Source organism: Streptomyces regalis (assembly GCF_001509475.1).
Classification (GTDB): Bacteria; Actinomycetota; Actinomycetes; order Streptomycetales; family Streptomycetaceae; genus Streptomyces; species Streptomyces regalis.
This window is the reverse complement of sequence record NZ_LLZG01000411.1, coordinates 223,014-246,803: the sequence shown is the minus strand read 5'-3', so window position 1 is coordinate 246,803 and position 23,790 is coordinate 223,014. Positions and strand designations below refer to the sequence as shown.

Here is a 23,790-nt window from a genome sequence, read left to right as displayed (position 1 = left end):
CCCCGGTTGCCCGCCGAGGCCATGCCCCGCCACGTCGCGATCGTGATGGACGGCAACGGCCGCTGGGCAGCCGCCCGCGGACTGCCGCGCAGCGACGGCCACCGGGCGGGCGCCGACGCGCTGATCGACGTCGTCCACGGTGCCCTGGAGATCGGCCTGAAGCACCTGACCGTGTACGCGTTCTCCACCGAGAACTGGAAGCGACCTGCCGACGAACTGCACGCCCTGATGTACGAGATCCCCGAGTGCCTGCGCCGCCTGACGGACGACGACACGACTGTGGACGTCCGCGTGCGCTGGGCCGGAGTACGCTCCCGCCTGCCGGCCGACGTCATCGAGACGCTCGTCGAGGCCGAGCGGATCACCCGCGACCGCACCGGGCTGACCCTGACCGTGTGTGTGAACTACGGCGGCCGTTGCGAGATCACGGCAGCCGCCGTCAAGCTCGCTGAGGATGCCGTCGCCCGCAGGATCGACCCCGGCTCTGTCTCCGAGCATGCCTTCGCCCGATACCTGCACGTCCCCGAACTGCCCGACGTCGACCTGCTGTTGCGCACCGGAGGCGATCAGCGGACCTCCAACTTCCTTCCCTGGCAGGCCACCTACGCCGAACTGCTGTTCCTCGACACGCCCTGGCCCGAGATGGACCGCCGCGATCTGTGGGACGCGATCGAACAGTACGCCCGCCGCAGCCGCCGCTACGGCTCGCTCCCCCGCATCCCCGCCCAGCTCTCCACCTCCGGACCTTCGAAGCCATGACGCAATACGCCGATACGGGCTTTGTCACGTGAGTATCTAGAACTCTGCGGCTCGCTGGTTCACGGTGGTCCCTCCTATCCGGCCTTGCCTGGCCATGTCCGGCTCTGTCCGGCCCTATCCGCCTGGGGGGATCCAGCAGTGAGACGACGGCGATTTGTGGCAGGAGCGATCGGCACACTTTCGGGGATCGCGCTCGGCCCGGCTCCGGTCCGGGCCGCCGAGCAGACGCCCCGGACGCAAGGCTGGCAGGCCGTGCCGGCACCCGGCAGCACTCCGGCCGCGCAGTTGCGCCGTATCGCCGCAGCCGCATCCCATCTGGCCTGGGCTGTCGGCGAGGAGGGCCGCGCCGGGCCGTCGCAGGGGCGGGGACTGGCCATGCTGTGGAACGGCAGCGCCTGGACGAAGACCGACCTGTCGCACCTGAACCACACACGGTTGAGCGACGTCGCCGGTGTCTGCTCCACCGCCGCGTGGAGTGTGGGCCAGCCGTCCGGGAACGGCAGCCCGCTGCTGAGCTGGGACGGAACCACCTGGCGCGAAGCCACGTTCCCGGGCTGGGGCGAGCCGGACGTCCGGTTGAACGCGGTGGCGGTCGGCCAGGACCGGCAGGTGTGGGTCTGCGGCAGCCGAGGCGGCGCCGCCCGTCTGCTGCACTGGGATGGGCAACGATGGCAGTGGCTGGACCCGCTGCCCGTCGAGAGCGCGATTCTGTACCGGGTCGTACTGCGCTCGCCGGGCGAGGTCTGGGTGAGCGGCGACCGGTCGAACGGCGGAGGCTGGTCCGGGCTCGTGGCCCGCTGGGACGGAGCCTGGACGGTCCTGCCCCCGATCGCGGGCCTGCGCCTGAGTATCGCCGGTCTCCACTCGGCCGGTCCGGACGATGTGTGGGCGGTGGGCACCGAGGCCGGCGTCGGCGGACCGCCCGGCCGCCCCGGCAACCCCGCCCTGAGCCACTGGGACGGCACGGCCTGGACGCGGGTGGAAGCGGGGTTCACCGTCGGGTCGTTGAGCGGAATCGCGGGCGATGCGCAGGGTCGCGCGGCATGGATCTCGGGCTGGAACTACCAGGATCAGAGCCGCAGTACGTACCTGCGCCGGGACGGCGGCAACTGGACCGTCGTTCGAGGCCCGGCCGGGGCAGCGCCGGCGCCGTACCTCAATGACGTGACGTCGATTCCCGGTACGGCAGGGTTCTGGTCGGTGGGCCTGACGAGTCCCACACCGGCCCCGCCGACCGAGGCGTACACGGAACGCCTCGAAGCCTGACGCGGATCCGGCACGGTCAGCCACTGAGCCGGATTTCGTTTGATCGGCGGTCGGCCTCGGGCTACCGTCTCCGCCGTGATGTCCTACTGCTTCGCCGCCACGTGGACCGACCGCGCCTGAGCGCGGCGGCGTCCGTCCTTCATCCCGTCGCGCCCGTGAACCCTTCCCCCCTCACTACGGGCACGGAGATCCCCCATGTTCACTCCCTACCGGGAGCTCGATGCGCTCCTGGCCGACTTCGTCGGCACGGTCCGCGGCATTCTCGGCGACACCTTCGTCGGTGCGTACCTGCAGGGTTCCTTCGCGCTGGGCGCCGGTGACCTGCACAGCGACTGCGACTTCATCGTCGCCACCACCGTCCTGCCCAGCGGCGCGGCGGAGGCGGAACTGCGCCGGCTGCACGACGCCATCCCCACCCGTCCCGGCCACTGGACGAAGCACCTGGAAGGCTCCTACGCGGACACCACGTCCCTGCGCGGCGCCCCCGGTCTCGGAGTGCGGTGGCTGTTCTGCGACCACGGCCACCGCGAGCTGACCTGGGACACCCACTGCAACAGCCTGCACACCCGCTGGATTCTCCGGAACCACGGCATCACGGTCGCCGGGCCGCCGATCAGCGGCCTGGTCGACGAGGTACCACCGCAGCCCATGCGCGAGGCGATGCGCACGATGCTGCCCGGCCTCATGGACGGCCTGCGGACCTGGGCCCGCTTCGACATGGCCTGGGCTCAGCGATATGCCGTGACCGCCTACTGCCGGGCGCTGTTCACGCTGCACACCGGTGAGGTCGCCTCCAAGCGCGGTGCGCTCGAGTGGGCCCGCGCCCACCTGGATCCGATGTGGCACCTGCTGCTCGACCAGGTGATCGAGGACCGGAACCGTGGCTTTGACCCGGCCGATCCGCCACGGCCAGGCAGTATCGACGCCATGCACGCTTTCGCCGCCTACGCAGTCTGTCATGGCCACGCGGACGGCTCCCCCGGCTCGTGGTCTGAACCAGAGGAGCCTGGCCGGACCAGCCCCCAAGGGGAACGCCGCTGAGCCGGCCTGAACGCCAAGTCCCCAGCTCCGGCCGTTTCACTCGGGCCGGCCCCGGCGGGTTTTGCTCCATCCTGAGACCCGGTCGGGGACCGCCGCGCGCGGCCGATTCGATCTCGGGCCGCCTGTTGTGGAGAATCATGGTCATGAGCGAGAACGTGTTTTTCAAGGTTTCGGCCGGTGGCGAAGACCTCGGCCGCATCGTCTTCCGACTGTTCGACGACGTGGTCCCCAAGACCGCGCGCAACTTCCGTGAGCTGGCGACGGGCCAGAACGGGTACGGCTACAAGGGTTCGCCCTTCCACCGGGTCATCCCGGAGTTCATGCTGCAGGGCGGTGACTTCACCAACGGCAACGGCACCGGCGGCAAGAGCATCTACGGCGAGAAGTTCGCGGACGAGAACTTCCAGCTCAAGCACGACAGGCCGTTCCTGCTGAGCATGGCCAACGCGGGGCCGGGCACGAACGGCTCGCAGTTCTTCATCACCACCGTGGTGACGCCGTGGCTGGACGGCAAGCATGTCGTCTTCGGCGAGGTCGTCGAGGGCGAGGACGTCGTCAAGGCGATCGAGGGCCTCGGCAGCCGCTCGGGCGCGACGGCCAAGAAGATCGTCATCGACGACTGCGGTGTCGTCGCCTGACGGCCTTGTGCAGGGGGCAGGTCCTCACGGACCTGCCCCGTCCCCGCCGCGGTCAGTGTGATTCGCGGCTCACCTCCGAGCCGCTGGACCCGACGAGGAAGTCGAGATCGGCGCCGGTGTCGGCCTGGCGGACAGTGTCGATGTAGAGACGTTCCCAGCCGCGCCGGGGATGGGCGTAGCCGGCGACGGTCGCCTTGCTGGGGGTTCTGCGGGCGAATTCGTCGGGGGGTACGTCGACGTCGATGCGGCGGGCCTCGACGTCCAGGGTGATGAAGTCCCCCGTCCGCACCAGTGCGAGAGGGCCGTCGGCCGCGGCCTCGGGGGCGACGTGCAGGACGACCGTGCCGTATGCCGTGCCGCTCATCCGGCCGTCGCAGACGCGGACCATGTCGCGGACGCCCTGTTCGAGAAGCTTTTTCGGCAGGGGCATGTTGGAGACCTCGGGCATGCCCGGGTAGCCCTTGGGCCCGCAGCCGCGCAGGACGAGGACCGAGTCGGCGTCGACGTCCAGGTCCGGGTCGTCGATACGGGCGTGGAAGTCCTCGATGGAGTCGAAGACGACAGCCCGGCCGCGGTGGCGCAGCAGGTGCGGGGAGGCTGCGGCCGGTTTGATGAGCGCGCCGTCGGGTGCGAGGTTGCCGCGCAGGACGGCGATGCCGCCCTCGGCGACCAGGGGCTCGGCGCGGGTGCGGATGACCTCGCCGTCCCAGATCGGCGCGTCGTCGAGCGCGTCGACCAGGGGCTCGCCGGTGACGGTGAGGGCGTCCGGGTCGAGCAGGTCGCGGACCTCGCGCAGGACGGCGAGGAGTCCTCCGGCGCGGTGGAAGTCCTCCATGAGGAAGCGGCCGGCCGGCTGGAGGTCCACCAGGACCGGGACTCGGGAGCCGATCCGGTCGAAGTCGTCGAGGGTCAGGTCGATGCCCAGGCGGCCGGCGATGGCCAGGAGGTGGACGACGGCGTTGGTCGAGCCGCCGATGGCGGCGAGCGCGACGATCGCGTTGTGGAAGGACCCCTTGGTGAGGATCGACGCCGGCCGGCGGTCGGCGCCGATCATGTCCACCGCCAGGCGGCCGGTGTGGTGCGCGGCGGCCAGCAGTCGGCTGTCGGGGGCGGGGGTTCCTGCCACGCCGGGGACGACCGTGCCCAGGGCCTCGGCGACCAGGGCCATCGTGGAGGCGGTGCCCATGGTGTTGCAGTGGCCGCGGCTGCGGATCATCGCCGACTCGGAACGGGTGAACTGCTCCTGCGAGAGCGTCCCGGCCCGTACCTCCTCCGAGAGCCGCCACACGTCGGTGCCGCAGCCCAGCGGTGTGCCGCGGAAGGTCCCGGTGAGCATCGGACCGCCGGGTACGACGACGGCGGGCAGGTCCACCGACGCGACGGCCATGAGCAGCGAGGGGATCGTCTTGTCGCAGCCGCCCAGCAGGACGACGCCGTCGATGGGGTTGGCCCGCAGCATCTCCTCCGTGGCCATCGCGGCCATGTTGCGCCAGAGCATGGCGGTGGGCCGCACGTTCGTCTCGCCGAGCGACACCACGGGCAGGTCCAGCGGGATGCCGCCCGCCTCGTACACGCCGTCGCGCACCGAGGAGGCGACCTCGTCGAGATGGGCGTTGCAAGGGGTCAGGTCCGAGGCCGTGTTGGCGATGGCGATCTGCGGTCGGCCGGTGAAGGCGTCGCCGGGCACGCCCCTGCGCATCCACGCCCGGTGGATGTAGGCGTTGCGGTCCTGTCCCTCGTACCACTGTGCGCTGCGCAGTCTCACCATGGGACCTCTTCCAGCAGACGGTACGGAGGTCTACAGTCTGGAACGCCATGGAGCATACGCAGACGTACGACGAATCGACAGCCCTCGGCGCGAACAGTCCAACCGCCGCCGACGGCAACCGTCTTGTGGGGTCGGACCGGGTGCTGGCGGTGCTGAAGGCGCTCGCCCGGTATCCCGACGGTGTGGGGCTGGAGGAGTTGACCAGAGCCGTCGCCAGTCCCAAGCCGACCGTCCACCGGGCGCTCGGTGCGCTGCGGCGGGCGGGACTGGCCGACCAGAACGTCCGCGGGCGCTACGTGCTGGGGGACGAGTTCCTGCGCATGGCCTTCGCCCACCACGAGGCCCGCCCCGAGCAGGTCCGAGTGCGCCCCGTGCTCGAGGCGCTGGCCCACCGGTTCGGCGAGACGGCGCACTACGCGGTGCTCGACGGCCGCGAGGTCGTCTACCGCGCCAAGGTCGACCCGCCCACCGGTGCCGTCCGGCTGACCTCGACGATCGGCGGGCGCAACCCGGCCCACACCACCGCCGTAGGAAAGCTCCTGCTCTCCTGGCGGCCGGTCACGGTGGAGGAGGTCGAGGCGTGGATCGGCGAGCGGCCGCTGGAGCGTCGTACGGAACGTTCCTTGTGTACGGCCGCCGCCCTGCACCACGATCTGGCGGCCACGCGCGAGCGGGGATACGGCGTCGACGACCAGGAGAACGAGACCGGGGTCAACTGCCTTGCCCTGCCGGTCTATCCGACCTCGCCCACCATCCCCTCCGGGGCCGTGAGCGTCAGTGCGCTGGCGTACCGGACCCCGTTGGCATCCCTCGTCCGCGCCGTCGACGAGATCCGCGCCCTGCTCGGCCCGCTCGGCGAACCCCACTCCTGACGAGCCCTGCCCCTCACCACCCCACTCTGGAGCCGCCGTCCCATGCGCGCGTTCGTCCTGACCGCCCCCGGCGCGTACGAGGTCCAGGACCTCCCGGCACCGGTGGCCGCACCCGGTGAAGTCGTCGTCGACGTCGAGCGGGTCGGCGTGTGCGGCACCGACATGGAGTTCTTCACCGGCGCCATGGCCTACCTCCACCAGGGACACTCCTCCTACCCGATGAGGCTCGGGCACGAGTGGGCCGGGCGCGTGGCGGCCGTCGGCGACGGCGTCGAGGCGGGCTGGATCGGCCGCCGCGTCATGGGGGACACGATGCTCGGCTGCGGCAGCTGCCGCCGCTGTCTTCGCGGCCGTCAGCACGTGTGTGAGAAGCGCCAGGAGGTCGGTATCCGCGGAGCGCGAGCCGGGGCCCTGGCGGAGCAACTCGCGGTACCGGCGTCCTCGTTGCACGCCCTGCCCGACTCGGTCGACGCCGTACTCGGCGCGCTCGTGGAACCGGGCGGAAATGCCCTGCGCGCGGCGCGAGCGGCCGCCCTCCGCGCCGGGGACCGTGCCCTCGTGCTCGGGCCCGGGACCATCGGCCTCCTGGTCGCGATGTTCCTACGGGCGTCGGGCGCGGAAGTCCACCTGCTGGACCGTGCCGACAGCTCGCCCGCCTTCGCCCACGCGTTGGGCTTCGAGCACGTGTGGGACGAGCGCTCCCTTCCGGACCTGCCCTTCGACGCGGTCGTCGACGCCTCGAACGCCGCCCATCTGCCGGAGAGGGCACTGGAGTTGGTCGAACCGGCCGGCCGCGTCGTGTACATCGGGCTGGCGGGCGAGCCGAGCAGGATCGACACCCGCGCGCTCGTGCTGAAGGACGTGACCGCGGTGGGGATCCTGTCCGCCTCCCCCGGCCTGGACGCGACCATCCGGGCCTACGCGTCCGGCGCGGTCGACCCCAGGCCCCTCGTCGCCGCCACGGTGAGTCTCGACGAGGTCGGCACGGTGCTCGCGGGTGAACGGCCGGAGGGCGCCGCACCCGGCCCCAAGATCCACGTGAACCCCCGATCGAGTCCGCCGAGGACACCCTGACGAGCAACTCCCACGGTGCTGCCGCTCAGCACTCCGGTGCCCGCTGCCGCCGCACGCTGCCGTGCACGTGGCACAGCAACAGTCGGTCGGCCGATGCTTTCAGGTCCTCGTCGAGCGTGGCCGGATAGAAGCCGCCCATGCCGGGGCAGGTGGGGGCGCGCACAGCACCGTCTCCACCGCGGCGGAGGAGGCGAGGGCCCGGGCGTCGCCGGAGAACGCCGCGCTCGCGAGGGGGATGTTGACTCCGCCGGAGCGCACCGGGAGCGGGACGGGGTGCGGGCCGGTGGTGTCGGGATTCGGGCGCGCAGCGATCCCGGCCAGGGCGATCGTTCCCCGCTCGGGCGTGCTGTGCCGGCCGAAGTCGTCGGCCGTGCGCAGGCAGGTGCCGAGGCCGGTGCCGAGGGAGGCGGTGGTCGAGCAGCTGTCGCGCAGCGCCGCGGCGGTGTCGGGCCGGAGCGATGTGAGCACCGCGAGAATCTGGTCGTACCCACCCGGGAGCGGCCATCAGGAGGGGCGGACTCTCAAGGGGTTCACGGTCGAGGCGATCGACGGAGTCGTGGGCCATGTGGACCGCCAGTCCGACGACACGCCCCTGCGGCACTTGATCGTCGGCACGGGCGCGTGGGTGTTCGGCAGAAGCCTGCTGATACCCGCGGGCACGGTCACCGGCGTCGACATGAAGACCCGGGTGGTCACGGTGGGGTGTACCCGAGCGGAGGCCAAAGCGGCACCCCGCTTCGAGACCGACCGCGAGACCCTCGACCCCGAGTACCTGTCCGCCGTCGGTGCGTATTGCGCCGCTCTGCCCCATGGTTCGGGCGCGAACGGGTAGCCGAGGCCCATGGACGCAGACGGACGACGAGAAGCGGAGACGACAGCGTGCGAGGAATGGTGAAGTGACGGAAGCCGCAGTCCTCTTGGTGGACGCCTGCGATGCTCGGGCAGCGACGAGCATCCCGCAGGCAGCGAACGAGCAGTCATGAAGCCGGCGGAGCGGCGTCCGGCCGGGTACAGCGGGACGGCGCGCAGCCGGTCGGTCCCGATCACCAGCGCGGCGGCGGCACGGAGTTATGTGCGGTCGGTCGTGGACGAGCACTGGCGTTCCCCGTGCGGCCCGGCCAGTGAGAGAGCCGTCATGGACCTCCTGCTGGTCGTGTCGGAACTGGTCACCAACGCCATCCGGCACGGCGGCGGTCTCGCGGGGTTCGAGCTGGCCCTTCTTCCCGAGGGGGTGAGGCTGAGCGTGCACGACTACAGCGACGCCGTCCCCTCCGCCGCCTACGGGGCGGGTACCTTGCCCCGCACGCACGAGGGCAGCGGTTACGGATGGCCGCTGATCATCCGCCTGTCCCGCGAGATCCTCATCGAGCACCGCCGGGAGGGCGGCAAGACGGTCGGCGTACTGGTGCCGCTGACGTGAGAGTCCGCACGCCGGCAGGGTCCGCTCGCAGCCTGCGGCTGCGGGCAGCTCACCAGGGCAGGAACGCGTGCACATCCTTGCCGTCCTCACGCACCACCACACTGACCTGGTCGCACAGCGTGTGGATCAGGTACCAGCCGATTCCGCCGCCACCGCCCGGGCCGGGGTGGGAGGGACGCGGCGCCGGTGGAGTGGTGCTCGTGTCACCGAGCGTCACGTGCACTCCGTCGAAGACCCTGCGCATGGTCAGCCCGAACGGCCCTGGAGCGTACTGGATGACGTTGGCGGCGAGTTCGCTGACGACCAGCAGGATGTCGTCCCGGTGCTCGGGCGCCGCCGGCGGTGAGGACCGCGCGAGCGTGGTCAGGAATTCCTCCGCGCACAAGCGGGCTCTTGTCACATCACCGAATCCCCCGTCAAACCTGGCCTCCCGGTCCTCGATCTCTTCGGAGGACGGGTTGCCGCCCCCGCGCGATTCGGTCGCCATCACACCTTCTTCGGCCCGTCCGCCCGTCGGCCACCGTGACTCGTCATGCTGCTTCCACCCCCGCTGGTTCCCAGCCGGAGCGCGGCTACGCGTCCGAAACTGGTCGAAGGCGCGGGGCCACACGGACGAGAGAGAGGACGGCGCCTGCTGTGCCGACCGGACTGCGGCCCCGTCCGGCAGTGGTGCCGGACGGGGCCGCGATGGGCGCCTGACCGTGACTTGCCTGGTCAGACGCCCATCTGCGGTGCCCGACAGAATCGGTTCGCCGTCCGACGACAGGGCGCGGGCCTCGTGGGTCAGCCGGCGAACACCCTGCCTTCCTTCACCACGTAGTGCGTGGGCTCCGAGCAGCCGATGGAAGGCGTGATCAGCAGACTCACGTCGAGCGGCGCGGGCTCCGTGCTCGCGGTGGAGAACTCGCAGACGGCACCACTGCCGGTCAGCGGGTACCAGAACCACCCGTCGACGTCTCCCACCGTGACCCGGTCGGACTCTTTCCAGGCCCCGCCGCTCTGCTTGTAGACCTGCAGCCGCACCGAGGCGGCGTACTCGTCCTGCGTCGACCGCAGCGCGGTCAACGTGACCTTGTAGTCGCTGCCGAGCACGGACGAGGCGATCTGCCGCGTCTGCGGTGCCGCCGTGCCGGCGTTGGACGCTCCGGTGCCGGCTGCACCGAGGGCGGCCGCCATCAGGAGGGTGACGGCCGCGGTCGCGGCGCGGCGAGTGCGGTTGCGGTTGCGGTTGCGGTGTTGGTTGCGGACCAGGCTCATGTGTTCCCCCGTTGGAACCAGATGTACTGATAGGTCGGATTGGTTCGTACGGTGGTTGAGACCTGTCGCATGCCTGAAAAGTTGTACGGCGGCATGCACCAGCGCCGTTTGTGCCGCATCAACGAGTAGAGACGAGACGGATCGTTTTGCTACGGTGGGCGCGTGACTTTCCACTGCTTCCCCTGAGTCCGGGCACGGCCGACGCCGCCGTCTCCGCTGCCCGTGGACACTTCGCATCCCCAGGGAAAATCACATGCGCGAACGCGCCCATACCGCCATGCCCGCTGCCGTGACGCAGCTGTCCGTCAAGGACGTCACCAAGTCCTACGGCACCCGGACCGTCCTCGACCAGGTCTCCTTCACCGTCCGCCCGGGCGAGAAGGCCGCCGTCATCGGCGAGAACGGCTCCGGCAAGTCCACCCTGCTGCGGCTGCTCGCCGCCGCCGAGCTGCCGGACGCCGGGGATCTCACCGTCAGCTTCCCCGGCGGCCTCGGACACCTCGCCCAGACCCTCGACCTCGCCCCGGACTGCACCGTGCAGGACGCCGTCGACCTCGCCCTCGCCGAACTGCGCGATCTGGAGCGCCGGCTGCGCACGGCGCAGGAGCGGCTCGGCGAGGCGTCGGAGGACGAACTCGCCGCGTACGGTGAGCTGCTGATCGCGTACGAGGAACGCGGCGGATACGAGGCGGACGCCCGCGTCGACGCCGCGCTGCACGGGCTCGGACTCGCCGGGATCACCCGCGACCGCGCGCTCGGCACGCTCTCCGGCGGCGAGCAGTCACGGCTCGCGCTCGCCTGCGTGCTGGCCGCCGCCCCCGAGCTGCTGCTCCTCGACGAACCGACGAACCACCTCGACGCGGCGGCCGTGCGCCGGCTGGAGGAGCACCTGCGCGCGCACCGCGGCACCGTCGTCGCCGTCACCCACGACCGCGGATTCCTGGAGCGCATCGCCACCACCGTCCTGGAGGTCGACCGGGATGCACGGACAGTGCACCGGTACGGCGACGGCTGGGCCGGCTACCGCGCCGCCAAGGCCGCCGCCCGGCGCCGCGCGGAGCAGGAACACGCGGCCTGGCTCGAGGAGGTGGCCCGTGCCGAGGAGCTGCTCGACGCCGCCGGGAGGAGGCTGGCCACCACGGGCAGGGACCCGCGGCAGGGCTTCGGCAAGCACCGCCGCTCGCACGAGGCGAAGCTCGGCGGGCAGGTGCGCGCGGTTCGGGAGCGGCTGGCCCACCTGCGGCGCAACCCGGTGGCGGCGCCACCGGAACCGCTCAGGTTCACGGCGGCGCTGCCGACGTCAGGCGGCGAGCAGCCTGACGAGTGCCCGCTCGCCCAACTCGACGGCGTGGCGGTCGGCGAGCGGCTGCGCCTGGACGGGCTGCTGGAGGTCATGCCCGGACAGCGGCTGCTGATCACGGGCGAGAACGGGGCGGGCAAGACGACGCTGCTGCGCGTCCTGGCGGGCGACCTAGAGCCGGATGCGGGCTCGGTGCACCGCCCCGCCCGGACCGGGTACCTGGCGCAGGAACTGCCCGCGCGCTCCACCCGGCTCCCCTTGCTCGCCGCCTTCGCAGCCGGGCGGCCCGGACTGCCGGACGAGTACGCCGAACAGCTGCTGACACTGGGCCTGTTCCGCGAGGAGGACCTGCACGTCCCGGTCGCGGCGCTGTCCGCGGGGCAACAGCGGCGGCTGCAGCTCGCGAGCCTCGTGACCCGGCCCGCAGACCTCATCGTGCTCGACGAACCCACGAACCACATCGCGCTCGACCTGGTCGAGGACCTGGAGGCAGCGCTTGCGGCATATCCGGGAGCGGTGGTCGCGGTCTCGCACGACCGCAGCTTTCGCCAGCAATTCCCGGGGGAACGGCTGGAGTTGCGCGACGGTCGCAGGTGCTGAACCGATGCCTGGTCAGTTGGGCGAGAAGCGGCGCTGTACGTCGGGCCGGGACTTGAGCCGTTCCGGATACCCGGGGCCCATCCGAACGGTCGTGGTGTCGGCGTGCAGCGGCTCGCGGCAGGTGGAGCACACGACCTCAGCATGACCGTCGTGGCCGCAGGCCTCGTGATGCAGGGTGGTCGGGGGTCCCTCAGGCCCGGCGAGCCAGCGGTCGCCCCAGCGTGCCATCGCGGCGAGGACGGGGAAGAGGTCCTTGCCCTGCTCCGTCAGCAGGTATTCGTGGCGGGGCGGCTCGCTCTCGTAGAGCCGTCGTTCCATCAGCCCCGCCTCGACCAGGCGACGCAGCCGGTCGGTGAGCGTGTTCCGGGCGATCCCCAACTCCCCCTGGAACTCCTCGAAGCGGCGGCTGCCGTAGAACGCCTCCCGCAGGACCAGCGGCGTCCAGGCGTCGCCCACCACGTCCAGGGTCCGCGCGATCGAGCACGGCCAGTTCGCGAAGGACGTGCGCGCGCTCATGCCCGCGCTCCGACCTCGTGGACCAGCTCGATCGCGCGGCCCAGCGTGTCGAGCCGGGCGGCCGTGTCCGCACCGGCCGGATACAGGCGGACGGTGTCCACACCGGCGTCGCGCCAGACGCGCAACCGCTCCCGCACCATGCTCTCGGTGCCGATCAGGGTCGTCGCGAGGACCATCTCGTCGGTGACGAGCGCGGCCGCCCCGTCCCGGTCACCCGCCTGCCAGCGCCGCCGTACCTCCTCGGCCACCTCCGCCCAACCCTGCCTGCTGTAGGCGCGGTTGTAGAAATTGGTGGACGCCGAACCCATGCCGCCGAGGCTGAAGGCCAGTTCCTTCTTGCGGCCGGCCACCATGGCGCCGAGCGCCTCCTCGTCGGGGGCGAAGGCCACCTCGGCGCCCTGGCAGATGTCCAGATCCGCACGGGTGCGCCCGCCGCGCGCGAGCCCTTCGTCGAGATGAGCGAAGTAGGCGTCGGCCGCTCCTTCGGGCACGAAGCTCGTGCCGAGCCAGCCGTCCGCGACCTCACCGGTCAGCCGGAGCATGGCCGGTGACAGAGCAGCGAGGTAGAGCGGTACGGGGTGCTCGGCTCGCATCGACAGTTTCATGGGTACGGCGTCCCCGCCGGGCAGGGGGATGCGGTACTCGGTGCCGGAGTGGTCGATCTTGCCACCGGTCAGTGCCTGCCGCACGATCTCCACCGTCTCGCGGACCCGCGCCAGCGGGCGGGCGAAGCGAACGCCGTGCAGCCCTTCCATCACCTGGGGACCCGAGGGGCCCAGGCCCAGCACGAAGCGCCCCTGGGACAGGTTGGAGAGGGTGATCGCGGTCTGGGCGAGAGCCACCGGGGTGCGCGTCCCCACCTGCATGACGCCGGAGCCCAGCAGCATGCGTTCGGTGCGGGCGGCGTAGTAGCCCAGGGCGGAGGGGGCGTCGGAGCCCCACGCCTCGGCCACCCAGCAGATGTCGAGGCCGAGCTTCTCCGCCTCGACGACGAAGTCCAGTTGCTGCGTCCAGGAACCGAGCCCGGACGCCTCGATCGTGGTCGCGGCCCTCATCACGCCTCCGCCAGCTTCCTGATGTGCCCCAGGGTGGCGGTCATGTTGGCCTCGAATTCCCGCATGCGCACGAACACGATCTTTTCTTCCTTCTCCGGCATCCTGTCGATGGCGAAGGACAGACCGGACCGCCCGGGTCCCATCTGCATCCACTCGGACAACTCGGTTCCGCCGTCCTTGGGTTGGAGGCCGAAGCGCCAGACGGCGCTGGGACGAGAGGGGTCCGCCACGGCCCAGGCGAGGACGCGCGGGGGCTCGCACTCGATGATGTGCGAGGTGGTCTCCCACTCGCCGAAGTCCTCGTGCCTGCTCCGGCCGACAAAGCGAGCGCCCACGGCGGGCCCTGCCGCGCCGTCGAGCCACTCGACCGACTGGAGCTCCTCGCTCATGCCCGGCATCAGCGTCACATCGGAAACGATCCGCCACACCCGGTCCGGCGGCGCGTCGACCCACGCCCGCACCTCCACGGTGGGCGTGTCCGCATAACGTGCACCCGTCCACTCCACTCCGCACCAACCCCTTCCACGACGAAGGACTGCGACCCCCAGAGTTGCGTAACGAGACTCACCGCGTCAATGCTCAGTCGACGGCAATGCGGCGGGCTGCTCTGCCCACTCCCCCGCCGAGAGGGCAAGCAGCGCTTTACCTGGCCCGTGAAGAGCGCATGACGCACACCGAGTACCTGGTGCCGATGTTCCTGTCCGAAGCTCCGGAGGGCACGTTGCGACTCGTCGACGACGAGGGCCCGGCGCGGTGGGATTCATGGCTCCACCGAGACGGTTGCCCGGCGAGCCGGACGAGCATCAGGCGGACCATCGCCAACGCATTGGTATGGACCTGATGTGCCGTCACGGCTAAACTCTGCCCGACCCTGAATGAGAGCGCTCTCAGATTGCGGTTGTTCCACCCCACCTTGCTGGAACGACGAAGGGCAACTCCTATGAGACGCACCAGACTCAAGTACGCGGGTCTCGCCCTACTGCTCGTCCTCGGCAGCTGGACCGCAGGCGGAACCGGGTCGGCAGCGGCGACCGACTTCCCCGCGGTGGCCGAAACCGAGCCCGCCTCCCCCGGACTGCTGGAGGCGATGCAACGGGACCTCGGCCTGCCCGAGCAGCGGGCCGTGGTACGGCTGGCGGCAGAACGCACCGCCATGGACGTCATGCCGAAGGCACGCACAGCAGCCGGATCCACCTACGGCGGCTCGTGGTTCGACGCGAAGAGCGAGCGGCTCACCGTGGCCGTCACGTCGGACGCCGCGCCCGCGACCGTACGGGAGGTCCGGGCAACCGGAGCGGCCGTTCGCACCGTCGCGCACAGCGCCCGAGAACTCGACGTGACCAAGGCGCGCATCGACCGACTCCCCGCCCCGTCCGGCGTGAGCAGTTGGCACGTCGATCCGGTGGCCAACACGGTCGTCGTGAACGTCGTCCGCGACAGGCGGGCCGACAACGATGTCCGGCGATTCGTCTCCCGCGCCCTCGCCACCGGCCCCGTCACGGTCGAGACGGTCTCCGCCGGCCCGCGCACCTTCGCGGCGGGAACGGTCGGCGGCGACCCCTACTACACAGGCAACGTCCGCTGCTCCATAGGCTTCTCGGTGCACGGCGGCTTCATCACCGCAGGGCACTGCGGTGGGCAGGGAGCCGGCGTCAGGGGCTGGGACGGCACCTACGTCGGAACGTTCCAGGGCTCCTCGTTCCCGGACAACGACTACGCCTGGGTGAGCGTCGGCAGCGGCTGGTGGACAGTGCCGGTGGTCCTCGGCTGGGGCACGGTCCCGGACCGCCTCGTACGCGGCTCGGCCGAGGCACCCGTCGGCACCTCCATATGCCGGTCGGGCTCCACGACGCACTGGCACTGCGGCACCGTGCTGGCCAAGAACGAGACAGTCAACTACAGCCAGGGCGCGGTGCACCAGATGACGAAGACCAGCGTCTGCGCCGAACCCGGCGACTCCGGAGGCTCCTTCATCAGCGGCGACCAGGCCCAAGGAGTCACCTCGGGAGGCTGGGGCAACTGCTCCGGCGGCGGGGAGACCTGGTTCCAGCCCGTCAACGAGATACTGGGCCGCTACGGGTTGACCCTGCACACGGCCTGATGCAGAGGCGGGGAGCTGCGGTGCGGCGGCCCGGTACATGTCCTCCGTTCAGCGCATGCACCGCCGAGTGACCCATGCCTGTGACGCACGAGCCGCCGCGCGCCCGGCGGCGGCCGTGCGGCAGGATGAGCACCATGAGCGTAGTCAAGATCAACGTACTGACCGTCCCCGCCGAGCAGCGCGAGACGCTGGAGAAGCGCTTCGCCTCCCGAGCGCATGCCGTGGAGAGCTCCGACGGGTTCGAGTGGTTCGAACTCCTGCGGCCCGTCGAGGGCACCGACACCTACCTTGTGTACACGCGCTGGCGTGACGAGGAGTCCTTCCAGGCCTGGATGGAGGGCCCCATGAAGTCGGCCCACCAGGGCGGCGGCGCGGAAGGCGGCGAACGCCCCAAGCCGGCGGCCAGCGGGTCCACCTTGTGGTCCTTCGAGGTCGTGCAGCAGGCGGGTCCGAAGAGCGAGTAGCCGTCAGAGCTGCTGCGAACCTCGTCACCGCGGTTCATCGGCGCGCGGCGCAAGCAGTAGGAAAGGGGGCGCCGTTCGCGCAGCGGTCACGCAGACCGAAGCGCGAACGGCGCCCCTGGGGTTGCTCTGTGCGGCGAAGTTCCCGGCTCCGGGCGGTGGACGCCACGCGGCCGGTAGTCCAGCCGGCCCGCCACACCCGCGATGTCAGCCAGCAACCAAACAATGGCAAGCCACATTTCCGTGCCCTGCAACCCTGGTTGATGGCCGGGCCCGCCGCTCTCGCCCGCCTGCCCGAAGCCGAAGCCTGCCCCGGGCTGCCAGCGCTCAAGAATCCGCGGCAGCTGTTGCTCCGCCCAGCTGCGGGCTTCAGCGGCCCGGTAGTGGCTGTGCTGCCCTGCGAGCCACAACGGGTGAGCCACATCGAGGACATTGCAGGCGTTCTCACGGCCAGGGGAGAACCAGCGCGGATCCCGGCTGTGAGCGAGCACTGTGTCGACCATTCGCTCGGTGTACGGCACTTGCAGACCGAACTGAGCGAACGAGCCGCGGATGAGCCGGTAGCCACCGTTGACCAGTTGCAGCCGAGCATCGTCGGCGGGACCGGCCGCACCCCACAGGCCCGTCGTCGGGTCGGTTCGGGTGAGGAGCCAGCCGAACAACGCCTCCAGCGCGCCTGGCGCGGCCGGGTCGTCGCTCAGCTCCGCGTTCCGGTACGCAGCTGTTGTCCAGCAGTCCACCCAGGCACCGGCGTGCCACGCCCGCGTCCGCCACGGCAAGGCCTCAAGACGCGCGGTGAGCTGCTCTGCCGTCAGGCGGGCGGCGACGTGGACAGGGTGGGCGAAACGCGAGCCCAGGAGTCCCAGAGCGTAGCCCGCCGACAGCACGTGATACTCGGCGGCGCCATCATCGACCCAGCCGTCGGATGACGGGGCGGGCAGCGCGCCGGGGCTTCCGTCCGGTCCGTATTCGGGGACCAGTCCGGTAGCCGGGTCCTGCAGGGACCGCAGCCGTTCGGCGTGCTCGGCCCCGGGCAGCTGCGGCGGGGGCGAGCCCAGCAACAGGTCGGCGATCTCGATGGCGTCGCAGTGCGCGCGCACGGTCGCCGGCGCCCCGGGCCGGTCGATGTACCGGCCGGCATCAGCGTTCCAGCACCGGTCGATGACGGCGGCGGCCTGCTCACGAGCCTGGTCGGCGAATCGAGCCACGGCATCCGCCAGACCGGAAGCACCTGGCGTCCGGCCCGGGGATGTCCTCCCGGCGCGGCGATCACGTACGGGGCGAGCGGGGTTGCCCGCTGTGACCGTCCATGGCGGAACGTCCTTGGTGACGACGGCTCCGGCTCCGACGACGCAGTGATCGCCGATCGTGACCCCGTCCAGGACGACCACGTTCGAGCCGATCCACACGTCGTTGCCGACCGTGATGCCTTTGCTGGTCAGTGGCTGGCGGTGTACGGGCCGATCGGCAGCGAAGCCGTGATTGAACCCCAAAAGGGAACTGTGTGCCCCAATGCGCACGCCGTTGCCGAGTACGACGCGGCCCCGGACGGTGGCATAAGGGTTCACGGTGCAGTCGGATCCGGCTGTCAGTTCGCCGGTCACATAGGCGTGCCCGGCGATGTAGCAGTTCGCGCCCAGCTGCAGGGTGTCGGGGAAGACGCCTGCCGCCGCGGAGACGAAGCACCGCGGGCCGAATACTGCACCCTGGTCGGTCAGACGCTGCTGACGGCCGGCCTGTGCCGTCCGCTGCTCGGGGGTGGCACGCTGCTCGAAGTCCCAGGGGCAGTAGTCGAAGTAAGAGTCGTCGAGGGGAGTTGCTGAGCTCACATCACGGAAGTCTAGTAAGCGCTTGCCACCTGGCGGCATCGGTCAGGATGCCCACTCAAGTTGCGTCCAGGTCGGTGTGCAGCAGGTGGTGGTCCGAGTACGGGGTCGGATACACACGGTGCTCGAGTGGGACGATGCCTCGCAGGAAAACGTAGTCGAACTTGCTCTGCCAGTCGGTGGTCGGCTTGCAGGTGCCGGTGGACGAGGGATGGCACTGGGGGGCTGTGTCCGCGGCCAGTGCCCATATCCCGGTGAGTTCGGGGGCGTCCGGCACGGCGTTGAAGTCACCGAGAACGATTGCGCGGTCATGCCGGGCGACTTCTGCGGCGAGTACGCCGATCTGGTCTGCCCGGACTGCTTCTTGACGTCGTTGGGCGAGATGCGTGTTAAAGACCCGGACGGGCCGGCCGCCCACAGTAGTGGTGACTGCCATGTACCCCCGGTCCTCGGATCCGCCGTCGGGGTATTCCACGTCGACCCGGTCTGTCATCGGTGCAGCCGAGAGGACCGCCTGGCCAAAGGCCCCCGGATTCCACGGCACTCCCCCGCAGCGGCCCCAATCCTGAAGAACCGTCCCGTACTCGACGTGGTAAACGAGCCCGTGAAGGCTCTCCAGGTACTCCCGGATCCATTCGACGTCACGCACGCACGCTTCTTGCAGCCCTATGACCTGGGGCGCAAACCTGGCGATCTCAGCTGCCCGGTCAACGTTGCTTGCCTCGCAGGGGTTGCAGATGTTCCACGTCATGACCCGGTTCGGTACGACATCCCTGACGGCCTCGACGGGCCGTGACCCGGCGGAGAGAGCACCGCTTGGTGCACTGGGGCCGACGAGCACCATCCAGGCCACGGTCATGACGACCGCGAGCAACCGCGAGCCCCTTCCGAGCACCCTGGCCTCCTCACAGTGGATACATATGGCGTCTGACGTCTCCCTGCAGAGGTTATGGGACGCGGCTCAGCCCACGGAATGGGCACCCGGGTATTCCAACTCCGCCAGCTGCCAAGGGAGAAGAAGTCCGGCGTCGTGCTCCCGCCCGAGCCGCGCCGGCAGCATTCGGTAGCATCTCGACGCCGATCCGAGCCGGACGCGCCCTCACGCCCATGCGGGCCGTGCCCGGAGCACAGCGCCGGACCAGGGCCTGTCCGGCGGAGCTTGCCGGACAGGCCCTGGTCCCGGAAAGGGCTCAGCGCTTGAGCGTGAAGGTGAAGTCGCCGGAGAGTTTGCCGCTCAGCCGGACTGCCGAAACGAGCTTCCCCTCCGTGATCAGCCTTTCGACTTCGGCCCGCGAAAGACCGCAGCCTTCAGCGATCAGCCGCACCGGCCGGACGGGAATCCGCGCCGCAAAGCGGACCGAGACATCGATCACCTCGCTGTCCAGGTGATCCGATCCGCCGGTGTCGAGGCGCCAGGCGCCCGCCCAGTCGAGGGCGATGCGATTACGGCGGCGCACGACCGGATCCCGGAGCAGCTCAGCTGCCAGGCCAGGGTCGTTGTCATGCATCCGGTCCAGCAGCTCAGGTCGTACGGAGCGCACGTTCATCCGCTCCAGGAACGTGAGCTTTGCCGTGTCCCCGCAAGCCGTACAGAGCACAAGGAGCCAGGCGTCGAGGAGCTTGTGGTTTGCGTTGACGCGAAATCTACCGTTCGCCCGGAAGCGCTCGGACGCGCACGCGTGACAACGGCGGAGGACGGTCGGCAGGCAGGTGGGCATGACCACCCAGGTATTGAGCACAGAAGTAAACCGGTTTCAGTGAGAAGTCCGCAGCAAAAAGCAGCGCGGCGCGCAGGCGCGACGCGCGACGAATCAGCGCTTGGGAGGTCTCACAGGGTGTACAACGGCACGTCCTTGCCTGGACGACTTGGTTCGGCAGCACGGTAATGGCGCACAGCGGCGCTGCTCCACTGAATTTCGAGCGCCTCACCGGCCGGACGGCGTTCAGCGGACGCGGCGCCTGCGGACAGTGTCACCGATCCGCACCACCCGACGATGGGCACCGTCCTGCATCTCTTCCTCACTCGACACTCGATTCACGCTGCCCAGCCACCTGAAAGCGGCCCGATGCCAGAATGCGGGGATGTCGTCCTCTCAGAGCGTGCCCGGCTCCGCCGACAGACGTCTTCGGGCCCAGTTGGTGAAACTGGTCGAGGGCATCGACCCTTGGGACGACCTGGAGCGTGCCCACTTGCGCACGGCCGGCGAGTGGCTCGTCGGCGGCGCGCCGGTGTACAGGATCCGTAAGCCTGACGTGCCGAAGATGCACCTCGTGAGCTACTTCGTCGTTCTGGACGACAAGTACGGGGAACTGCTGCTCGTCGCCCACCGCAAAGCCGGCCTGTGGCTGCCACCGGGCGGGCACGTGGAGCCGGGCGAGGACCCGTGGGCCGCGGTCGAGCGCGAGTGCCGGGAGGAGCTGGGTGTCCCGGCGGTCGCTTCGGACATCACGGGCGAACACCCTCTGTTCCTCACCGTCACCCGGACCCGGGGACCCGGGGAACACACGGACGTCTCGCTCTGGTACGTCATCAGCGCGGACGCGGAAACCGTCACCACTTACGACGAAGAGGAGTTCACGGCGATCCGATGGCTGACTCCCGACCAAGTGCTCGCCGAGTCGCTCGACTCGATGGATCCCCACATGCACCGCTTCACCCACAAGCTGGTGCGGGCCCGGGCTTCATGACCTCGGTGGTGTGCCGGTGCTCTCGGGCTTGTGGTGCGATCGGGCCACTGCCGCGAGGACGAAGGTGACGCTGATCAGCAAGGACCAGGCGCCGAACTTCTCCACTCCCACGGGCTGCCAGCCGTCGAGTTGGTACGGGTAGCGCCAGGCGCCCAGGTAGGTGGCGAGGTTCTCCGCGACCCAGAGGAAGAAGCCGATCAGGACGAACGACAGCGCGAGCGGCATCCGTCGGCGCACACCGCGCACCGTGTAGCGCACCGAGCTGCCCGCGGTGACGGCCAGGAGCAGTGCGGCCAGGATCCAGCGTGCGTCGGGAAGCCAGTGGTGGCTGAAGAAGTTGATGTAGACCGCCGCGGCGACCACGGCCGTCGACCGCGGCCGGTAGCGGACCAGGTCCAGCTCGAAGAGGCGCCAGGCGCGGCAGACATAGCTGCCGACAGCGGCGTAGAGGAAGCCTCCGTACAGCGGCACGCCCGCGAACTTCAGTACGGCCGGTTCCGGATAGCTCCACGAGCCGAGGGACACCTTCACGACCTCGAAGGCCAGGCCGATGACGTGGCAGACCGCGATGACAGCGACGTCCCGCCCGTTCTCCCAGCCGCGCAGCCAGAACAGCAGCGTCAGCAGCACCCCGTACACGACGAGCAGGTCGTAGCGGGCGACAGGGAGGCCGGGCAGCAGGGTGGATGCCGCGACACCGGACATCAGGGCGATGGCGAAGGCACAGGACCGTGTCTGCATCCACGCGAAGTCGAGCAGCTGGCGCAACGATGCGGCCATGGGGCCTGTGATGCTTGTGGTGACCATGATCCCAAGGACGAGCCTGTGGCTTCCTCGGTTGCCGCCGGCCCCGTCACTGGTCGGGGCCGGCCCTGCCGCGCCGCTCCCCGTCGGTCAGTACCAGTTCGTGTCCGCCAGGATGTGCCCGTCGCACGTCAGCAGGGCACGTGAGACACGGCCGCTGAGGTTGTTGCCGATCTTCGTGTAGGCGTGGTTGATGCCCGAGTCGACGGTCTCGGAGACCCAGCCGTCGGCGCGCCCCGCCCCGGAGTTCGAGCGCTCCAGCACGGCGGCGCAGTTGGCGCGGGAGTTCTCGATCCGGGCGAAGGAGCCGCACTTGTCGGAGTAGAAGTACTTCAGCGACATGCCTTCGGCCGTCTTGGTCGGGCCGACCTGGCGGAAGGTCCCGGAACAACTGGAGACGGTGGGGTACTGGCCTTCGTACGCGTAGGCCCCGTAGTTGCCGCCCGAATACGGTGCGGCCTCGGCGGTGAACGGCGTGAGCGCCATCATCGCGGCGGCGCCTCCTGTGGCCAGCAGGGTCTGGAGCGATCGGCGGCGCATGCGAGCCCTCTTCCGTGGGTCGGTGGTGTCCTGGTCGCAACGGCGGTTCCGGCCGTCGTCCGGCCTCGTCCCGCTCGTCGTCAGGACCGTAGGCCGCCGGACCGCAGGGGCGGCACCTGAGAAGTCTCAGGGTCCGCGTGACCTCACGTTTCCCTACGGTTCCGAGTGCCGGCCAGGTGCCGGACACGTCACCCGTCGCGGTCGCGGCCTCCGACGCGGACCGGGGCGGTGCCCGCGTCATGGCCGCGCCGTACGCCGTCGTGCCGTACGAGACGGTCAACGTCCGCTCCGGACCGGCGCGTTCGTACGACAAGGTCGGCAGCGTCGCGGCGAACCAACCGCGCGGCGCGTACTGCTGGGCGCGCGGCGAGACCATCAGCGACCACGGCTACACCAATAACGTGTGGGTCAAGCTCGTCGAGGGTTATGTGAGCGCCGTCTACCTCAAGGGCAACGAGTACGGCGACCTGCCCGCTTCCGCGGCCTGCTGAACCGCCTCCCGAAATTCCGTTGCGGGCGCGCTCCCCTCCCCCGGACCCTGAGCCCATGTCCTACCTCCTTCGTCCCGCCGGCCTGACCGACGCGACCGCCCTCACCGATCTGCTCAACGAAGTCGACCGGATCGAGATCGGCCGGCCCGAGACCGACCTGCACACCGTCGAGGCCGATCTGAAGCGGACCGACATCGCTCTGGAGCGCGACTCGTGGCTGGTCTTCGACGGCGACCGGCTGGTGGCGTACGGCCTGTTGTGGGACGAGTCGGGGGGCGAGCGCGTCGACGTCGACCATTACGTGCTGCCCGACCACCAGCAGGCCGGGGAGCTGGTTCTGGACGCGCTGGAGGTCCGGGCCCTGGACAAGGCCCGCGAGAACGGTGCGGCCAGGGCGGTGGTGCATCTGCACCTCAACACCGAGCCCACGCTTGACACGGGGCTGATCGAGAAGCGGGGCTGGTACGTCGTACGGCGCTACCACGTGCTGCAACGGTCGCTGGACGCGGCCGCGGACCTCGTGCCCGAGGTGCCGTCCGGCGTACGGCTGCGGTCGTGCGCCGACGAGGCGGACCGTACGTGTGTCCATGCGCTGTATCAGTCGAGCTTCGCCGAGCACTTCGACTTCCAGTCGCGTACCTACGACCAGTGGCTGGAGGACGTCGGCGCCGACGTCCTCGACTGGTCCTTGGTCTGGATCGTCGGTACCGACGATCTGGGGGACGCCGGGTTCCTCCTCGCCCGCGACGACCGGGAGGCGATGGGCTGGATCCGGAGCGTCGGCGTGCTGCGAGAAGCCCGTGGACTGGGTCTCGGCGGCCTGCTGCTGCGGCACGCGTTCGCCGCGTTCGCCGCGCGCGGGCGGGAGACGGTGGGGCTGGGCGTGGACACCGCCAACGCCACGGGGGCTCCCGCCCTGTACGCCCGGCACGGGATGGCCGTCCATTTCGCCGTCGACACCTGGGAGTCGGTCCTGAACTGACCGGGGCCAGAACCTGGCCGGGCCCTTTCGTTGCAGCCGGACTCTCCCGCGAACGCCGCCGGCGATCCAGCCGCGGCGCGGAAAGCGCCGGGGCCGGCCGGGGCTGGGCAGTCAGCGGGCTCTGGTGCCCGGATGGGTGCTGTTTCTGCGGGCGTTGTTGTACAGGCGCAGCAAGTGCTTCGCGACCGCGCACGGCGCCGAGTCGGCGTGGCACTGCCGGCAGGTCTGCATGTGGTGTTCGTAGTCGGTACGTGTCTGCTGCAGGGCATCGCCTTGAGACGGCATCGAGGTCCTCGGAATCGACGACGGAGGGGGGTGGGGGTGGCGGGCG

The 23,790-nt window shown here is 70.3% G+C and carries 27 protein-coding genes; 14 read left to right on the top strand and 13 right to left on the bottom strand.

What is annotated here, in order from left to right; all coding sequences use genetic code 11:
- The 4 genes from uppS to ADL12_RS46515 form a co-directional block, all read left to right on the top strand.
- Nucleotides 1-759, top strand: a 759-nt coding sequence (gene uppS / locus ADL12_RS46530) for a polyprenyl diphosphate synthase (RefSeq protein WP_062714979.1), incomplete at its 5' end; no start/stop codon positions are given.
- 156 nt (nt 760-915) lie between these two features.
- The gene (locus tag ADL12_RS46525; protein ID WP_062714919.1) at nt 916-2,025 is read left to right on the top strand and encodes a beta propeller repeat protein; all 1,110 of its coding nucleotides are present in this window, start codon (nt 916-918) and stop codon (nt 2,023-2,025) included.
- A 195-nt stretch (nt 2,026-2,220) separates the two neighbouring features.
- Nucleotides 2,221-3,066, top strand: a complete 846-nt coding sequence (locus tag ADL12_RS46520; RefSeq protein WP_063806822.1) for an aminoglycoside adenylyltransferase domain-containing protein — start codon at nt 2,221-2,223, stop codon at nt 3,064-3,066.
- Nucleotides 3,067-3,209: 143 nt separating this feature from the next.
- Nucleotides 3,210-3,704: a peptidylprolyl isomerase gene (locus tag ADL12_RS46515; protein WP_062714977.1), complete on the top strand. Its 495-nt coding sequence runs from the start codon at nt 3,210-3,212 to the stop codon at nt 3,702-3,704.
- A 52-nt stretch (nt 3,705-3,756) separates the two neighbouring features.
- Here ADL12_RS46515 and ADL12_RS46510 read toward each other — a convergent pair whose 3' ends face one another.
- On the bottom strand, nt 3,757-5,472 hold the full coding sequence (locus tag ADL12_RS46510; RefSeq protein ID WP_208614764.1) for an IlvD/Edd family dehydratase: 1,716 nt from the start codon (nt 5,470-5,472) through the stop codon (nt 3,757-3,759).
- A gap of 47 nt (nt 5,473-5,519) precedes the next feature.
- On the opposite strand from ADL12_RS46510, the gene ADL12_RS46505 reads away from it, so the two are divergent.
- Nucleotides 5,520-6,344 carry an IclR family transcriptional regulator gene (locus tag ADL12_RS46505; protein WP_062714918.1) on the top strand — a complete coding sequence of 275 codons (825 nt, stop codon included), beginning with the start codon at nt 5,520-5,522 and terminating at the stop codon, nt 6,342-6,344.
- A 42-nt stretch (nt 6,345-6,386) separates the two neighbouring features.
- The gene (locus tag ADL12_RS46500) at nt 6,387-7,418 is read left to right on the top strand and encodes a zinc-dependent alcohol dehydrogenase (RefSeq protein ID WP_062714916.1); all 1,032 of its coding nucleotides are present in this window, start codon (nt 6,387-6,389) and stop codon (nt 7,416-7,418) included.
- Between the two features lie 99 nt (nt 7,419-7,517).
- Here the strand turns inward: ADL12_RS46500 and ADL12_RS46495 are convergent, their stop codons facing one another.
- On the bottom strand, nt 7,518-7,886 hold the full coding sequence (locus ADL12_RS46495) for an ATP-binding protein (RefSeq protein ID WP_062714914.1): 369 nt from the start codon (nt 7,884-7,886) through the stop codon (nt 7,518-7,520).
- On the opposite strand from ADL12_RS46495, the gene ADL12_RS46490 reads away from it, so the two are divergent.
- Complete coding sequence (locus ADL12_RS46490) at nt 7,879-8,250, top strand: hypothetical protein (RefSeq protein WP_062714912.1); 372 nt, start codon at nt 7,879-7,881, stop codon at nt 8,248-8,250. The genes ADL12_RS46495 and ADL12_RS46490 overlap by 8 nt on opposite strands.
- Nucleotides 8,251-8,397: 147 nt before the next feature.
- Nucleotides 8,398-8,838 (top strand): ATP-binding protein, encoded by a 441-nt coding sequence (locus ADL12_RS46485; protein WP_062714910.1) that lies wholly within the window; start codon nt 8,398-8,400, stop codon nt 8,836-8,838.
- Between the two features lie 49 nt (nt 8,839-8,887).
- Here the strand turns inward: ADL12_RS46485 and ADL12_RS46480 are convergent, their stop codons facing one another.
- Together ADL12_RS46480 and ADL12_RS46475 are read right to left on the bottom strand one after the other, a co-directional pair.
- Complete coding sequence (locus ADL12_RS46480) at nt 8,888-9,325, bottom strand: ATP-binding protein (RefSeq protein ID WP_062714908.1); 438 nt, start codon at nt 9,323-9,325, stop codon at nt 8,888-8,890.
- Nucleotides 9,326-9,621: 296 nt separating this feature from the next.
- Nucleotides 9,622-10,095, bottom strand: a complete 474-nt coding sequence (locus tag ADL12_RS46475) for a hypothetical protein (RefSeq protein WP_062714906.1) — start codon at nt 10,093-10,095, stop codon at nt 9,622-9,624.
- A gap of 253 nt (nt 10,096-10,348) precedes the next feature.
- Here ADL12_RS46475 and abc-f point away from each other — a divergent pair, with 253 nt between their 5' ends.
- Nucleotides 10,349-11,995 carry a ribosomal protection-like ABC-F family protein gene (gene abc-f, locus ADL12_RS46470; RefSeq protein ID WP_062714904.1) on the top strand — a complete coding sequence of 549 codons (1,647 nt, stop codon included), beginning with the start codon at nt 10,349-10,351 and terminating at the stop codon, nt 11,993-11,995.
- A gap of 12 nt (nt 11,996-12,007) precedes the next feature.
- Here abc-f and ADL12_RS46465 read toward each other — a convergent pair whose 3' ends face one another.
- The 3 genes from ADL12_RS46465 to ADL12_RS46455 are packed head-to-tail and all read right to left on the bottom strand — an operon-like array spanning nt 12,008 to nt 14,072.
- Entirely contained in the window at nt 12,008-12,511 is a 504-nt protein-coding gene (locus ADL12_RS46465) for a winged helix-turn-helix transcriptional regulator (protein ID WP_062714902.1), read from the bottom strand.
- A complete protein-coding gene (locus ADL12_RS46460; protein ID WP_062714901.1) occupies nt 12,508-13,566 on the bottom strand; it encodes an LLM class flavin-dependent oxidoreductase in 1,059 nt (352 codons plus the stop codon). Before ADL12_RS46460 ends, ADL12_RS46465 begins: the two co-directional genes overlap by 4 nt.
- Nucleotides 13,566-14,072 (bottom strand): SRPBCC family protein, encoded by a 507-nt coding sequence (locus ADL12_RS46455; protein WP_062714899.1) that lies wholly within the window; start codon nt 14,070-14,072, stop codon nt 13,566-13,568. Before ADL12_RS46455 ends, ADL12_RS46460 begins: the two co-directional genes overlap by 1 nt.
- Before the next feature lie 434 nt (nt 14,073-14,506).
- Between ADL12_RS46455 and ADL12_RS46450 the strand changes: the two genes are divergently transcribed.
- The gene (locus tag ADL12_RS46450) at nt 14,507-15,667 is read left to right on the top strand and encodes a S1 family peptidase (RefSeq protein ID WP_062714897.1); all 1,161 of its coding nucleotides are present in this window, start codon (nt 14,507-14,509) and stop codon (nt 15,665-15,667) included.
- 134 nt (nt 15,668-15,801) lie between these two features.
- Nucleotides 15,802-16,131: an antibiotic biosynthesis monooxygenase family protein gene (locus tag ADL12_RS46445; RefSeq protein WP_062714895.1), complete on the top strand. Its 330-nt coding sequence runs from the start codon at nt 15,802-15,804 to the stop codon at nt 16,129-16,131.
- An 86-nt stretch (nt 16,132-16,217) separates the two neighbouring features.
- Here ADL12_RS46445 and ADL12_RS46440 read toward each other — a convergent pair whose 3' ends face one another.
- From ADL12_RS46440 to ADL12_RS46430, 3 genes are all read right to left on the bottom strand, one after another.
- Nucleotides 16,218-17,957 carry an acyltransferase gene (locus ADL12_RS46440; protein ID WP_062714893.1) on the bottom strand — a complete coding sequence of 580 codons (1,740 nt, stop codon included), beginning with the start codon at nt 17,955-17,957 and terminating at the stop codon, nt 16,218-16,220.
- Nucleotides 17,958-18,012: 55 nt separating this feature from the next.
- Nucleotides 18,013-18,813: an endonuclease/exonuclease/phosphatase family protein gene (locus tag ADL12_RS46435; RefSeq protein ID WP_062714973.1), complete on the bottom strand. Its 801-nt coding sequence runs from the start codon at nt 18,811-18,813 to the stop codon at nt 18,013-18,015.
- Nucleotides 18,814-19,144: 331 nt separating this feature from the next.
- Complete coding sequence (locus ADL12_RS46430; RefSeq protein ID WP_079052652.1) at nt 19,145-19,672, bottom strand: DUF1062 domain-containing protein; 528 nt, start codon at nt 19,670-19,672, stop codon at nt 19,145-19,147.
- A gap of 364 nt (nt 19,673-20,036) precedes the next feature.
- Here ADL12_RS46430 and ADL12_RS46425 point away from each other — a divergent pair, with 364 nt between their 5' ends.
- A complete protein-coding gene (locus ADL12_RS46425; RefSeq protein WP_062714890.1) occupies nt 20,037-20,642 on the top strand; it encodes an NUDIX hydrolase in 606 nt (201 codons plus the stop codon).
- Here ADL12_RS46425 and ADL12_RS46420 read toward each other — a convergent pair.
- Together ADL12_RS46420 and ADL12_RS46415 are read right to left on the bottom strand one after the other, a co-directional pair.
- Nucleotides 20,637-21,422, bottom strand: a complete 786-nt coding sequence (locus tag ADL12_RS46420; RefSeq protein ID WP_244188292.1) for a DUF817 domain-containing protein — start codon at nt 21,420-21,422, stop codon at nt 20,637-20,639. The genes ADL12_RS46425 and ADL12_RS46420 overlap by 6 nt on opposite strands.
- 114 nt (nt 21,423-21,536) lie before the next feature.
- Nucleotides 21,537-21,986: a hypothetical protein gene (locus tag ADL12_RS46415; protein ID WP_062714888.1), complete on the bottom strand. Its 450-nt coding sequence runs from the start codon at nt 21,984-21,986 to the stop codon at nt 21,537-21,539.
- Nucleotides 21,987-22,123: 137 nt separating this feature from the next.
- Here ADL12_RS46415 and ADL12_RS46410 point away from each other — a divergent pair, with 137 nt between their 5' ends.
- Complete coding sequence (locus tag ADL12_RS46410; protein ID WP_062714887.1) at nt 22,124-22,477, top strand: SH3 domain-containing protein; 354 nt, start codon at nt 22,124-22,126, stop codon at nt 22,475-22,477.
- Nucleotides 22,478-22,532: 55 nt separating this feature from the next.
- The gene (locus ADL12_RS46405; RefSeq protein WP_062714886.1) at nt 22,533-23,459 is read left to right on the top strand and encodes a GNAT family N-acetyltransferase; all 927 of its coding nucleotides are present in this window, start codon (nt 22,533-22,535) and stop codon (nt 23,457-23,459) included.
- Between the two features lie 111 nt (nt 23,460-23,570).
- Here the strand turns inward: ADL12_RS46405 and ADL12_RS55330 are convergent, their stop codons facing one another.
- Nucleotides 23,571-23,744: a hypothetical protein gene (locus tag ADL12_RS55330; RefSeq protein ID WP_167364479.1), complete on the bottom strand. Its 174-nt coding sequence runs from the start codon at nt 23,742-23,744 to the stop codon at nt 23,571-23,573.
- Nucleotides 23,745-23,790 lie beyond the last annotated feature (46 nt).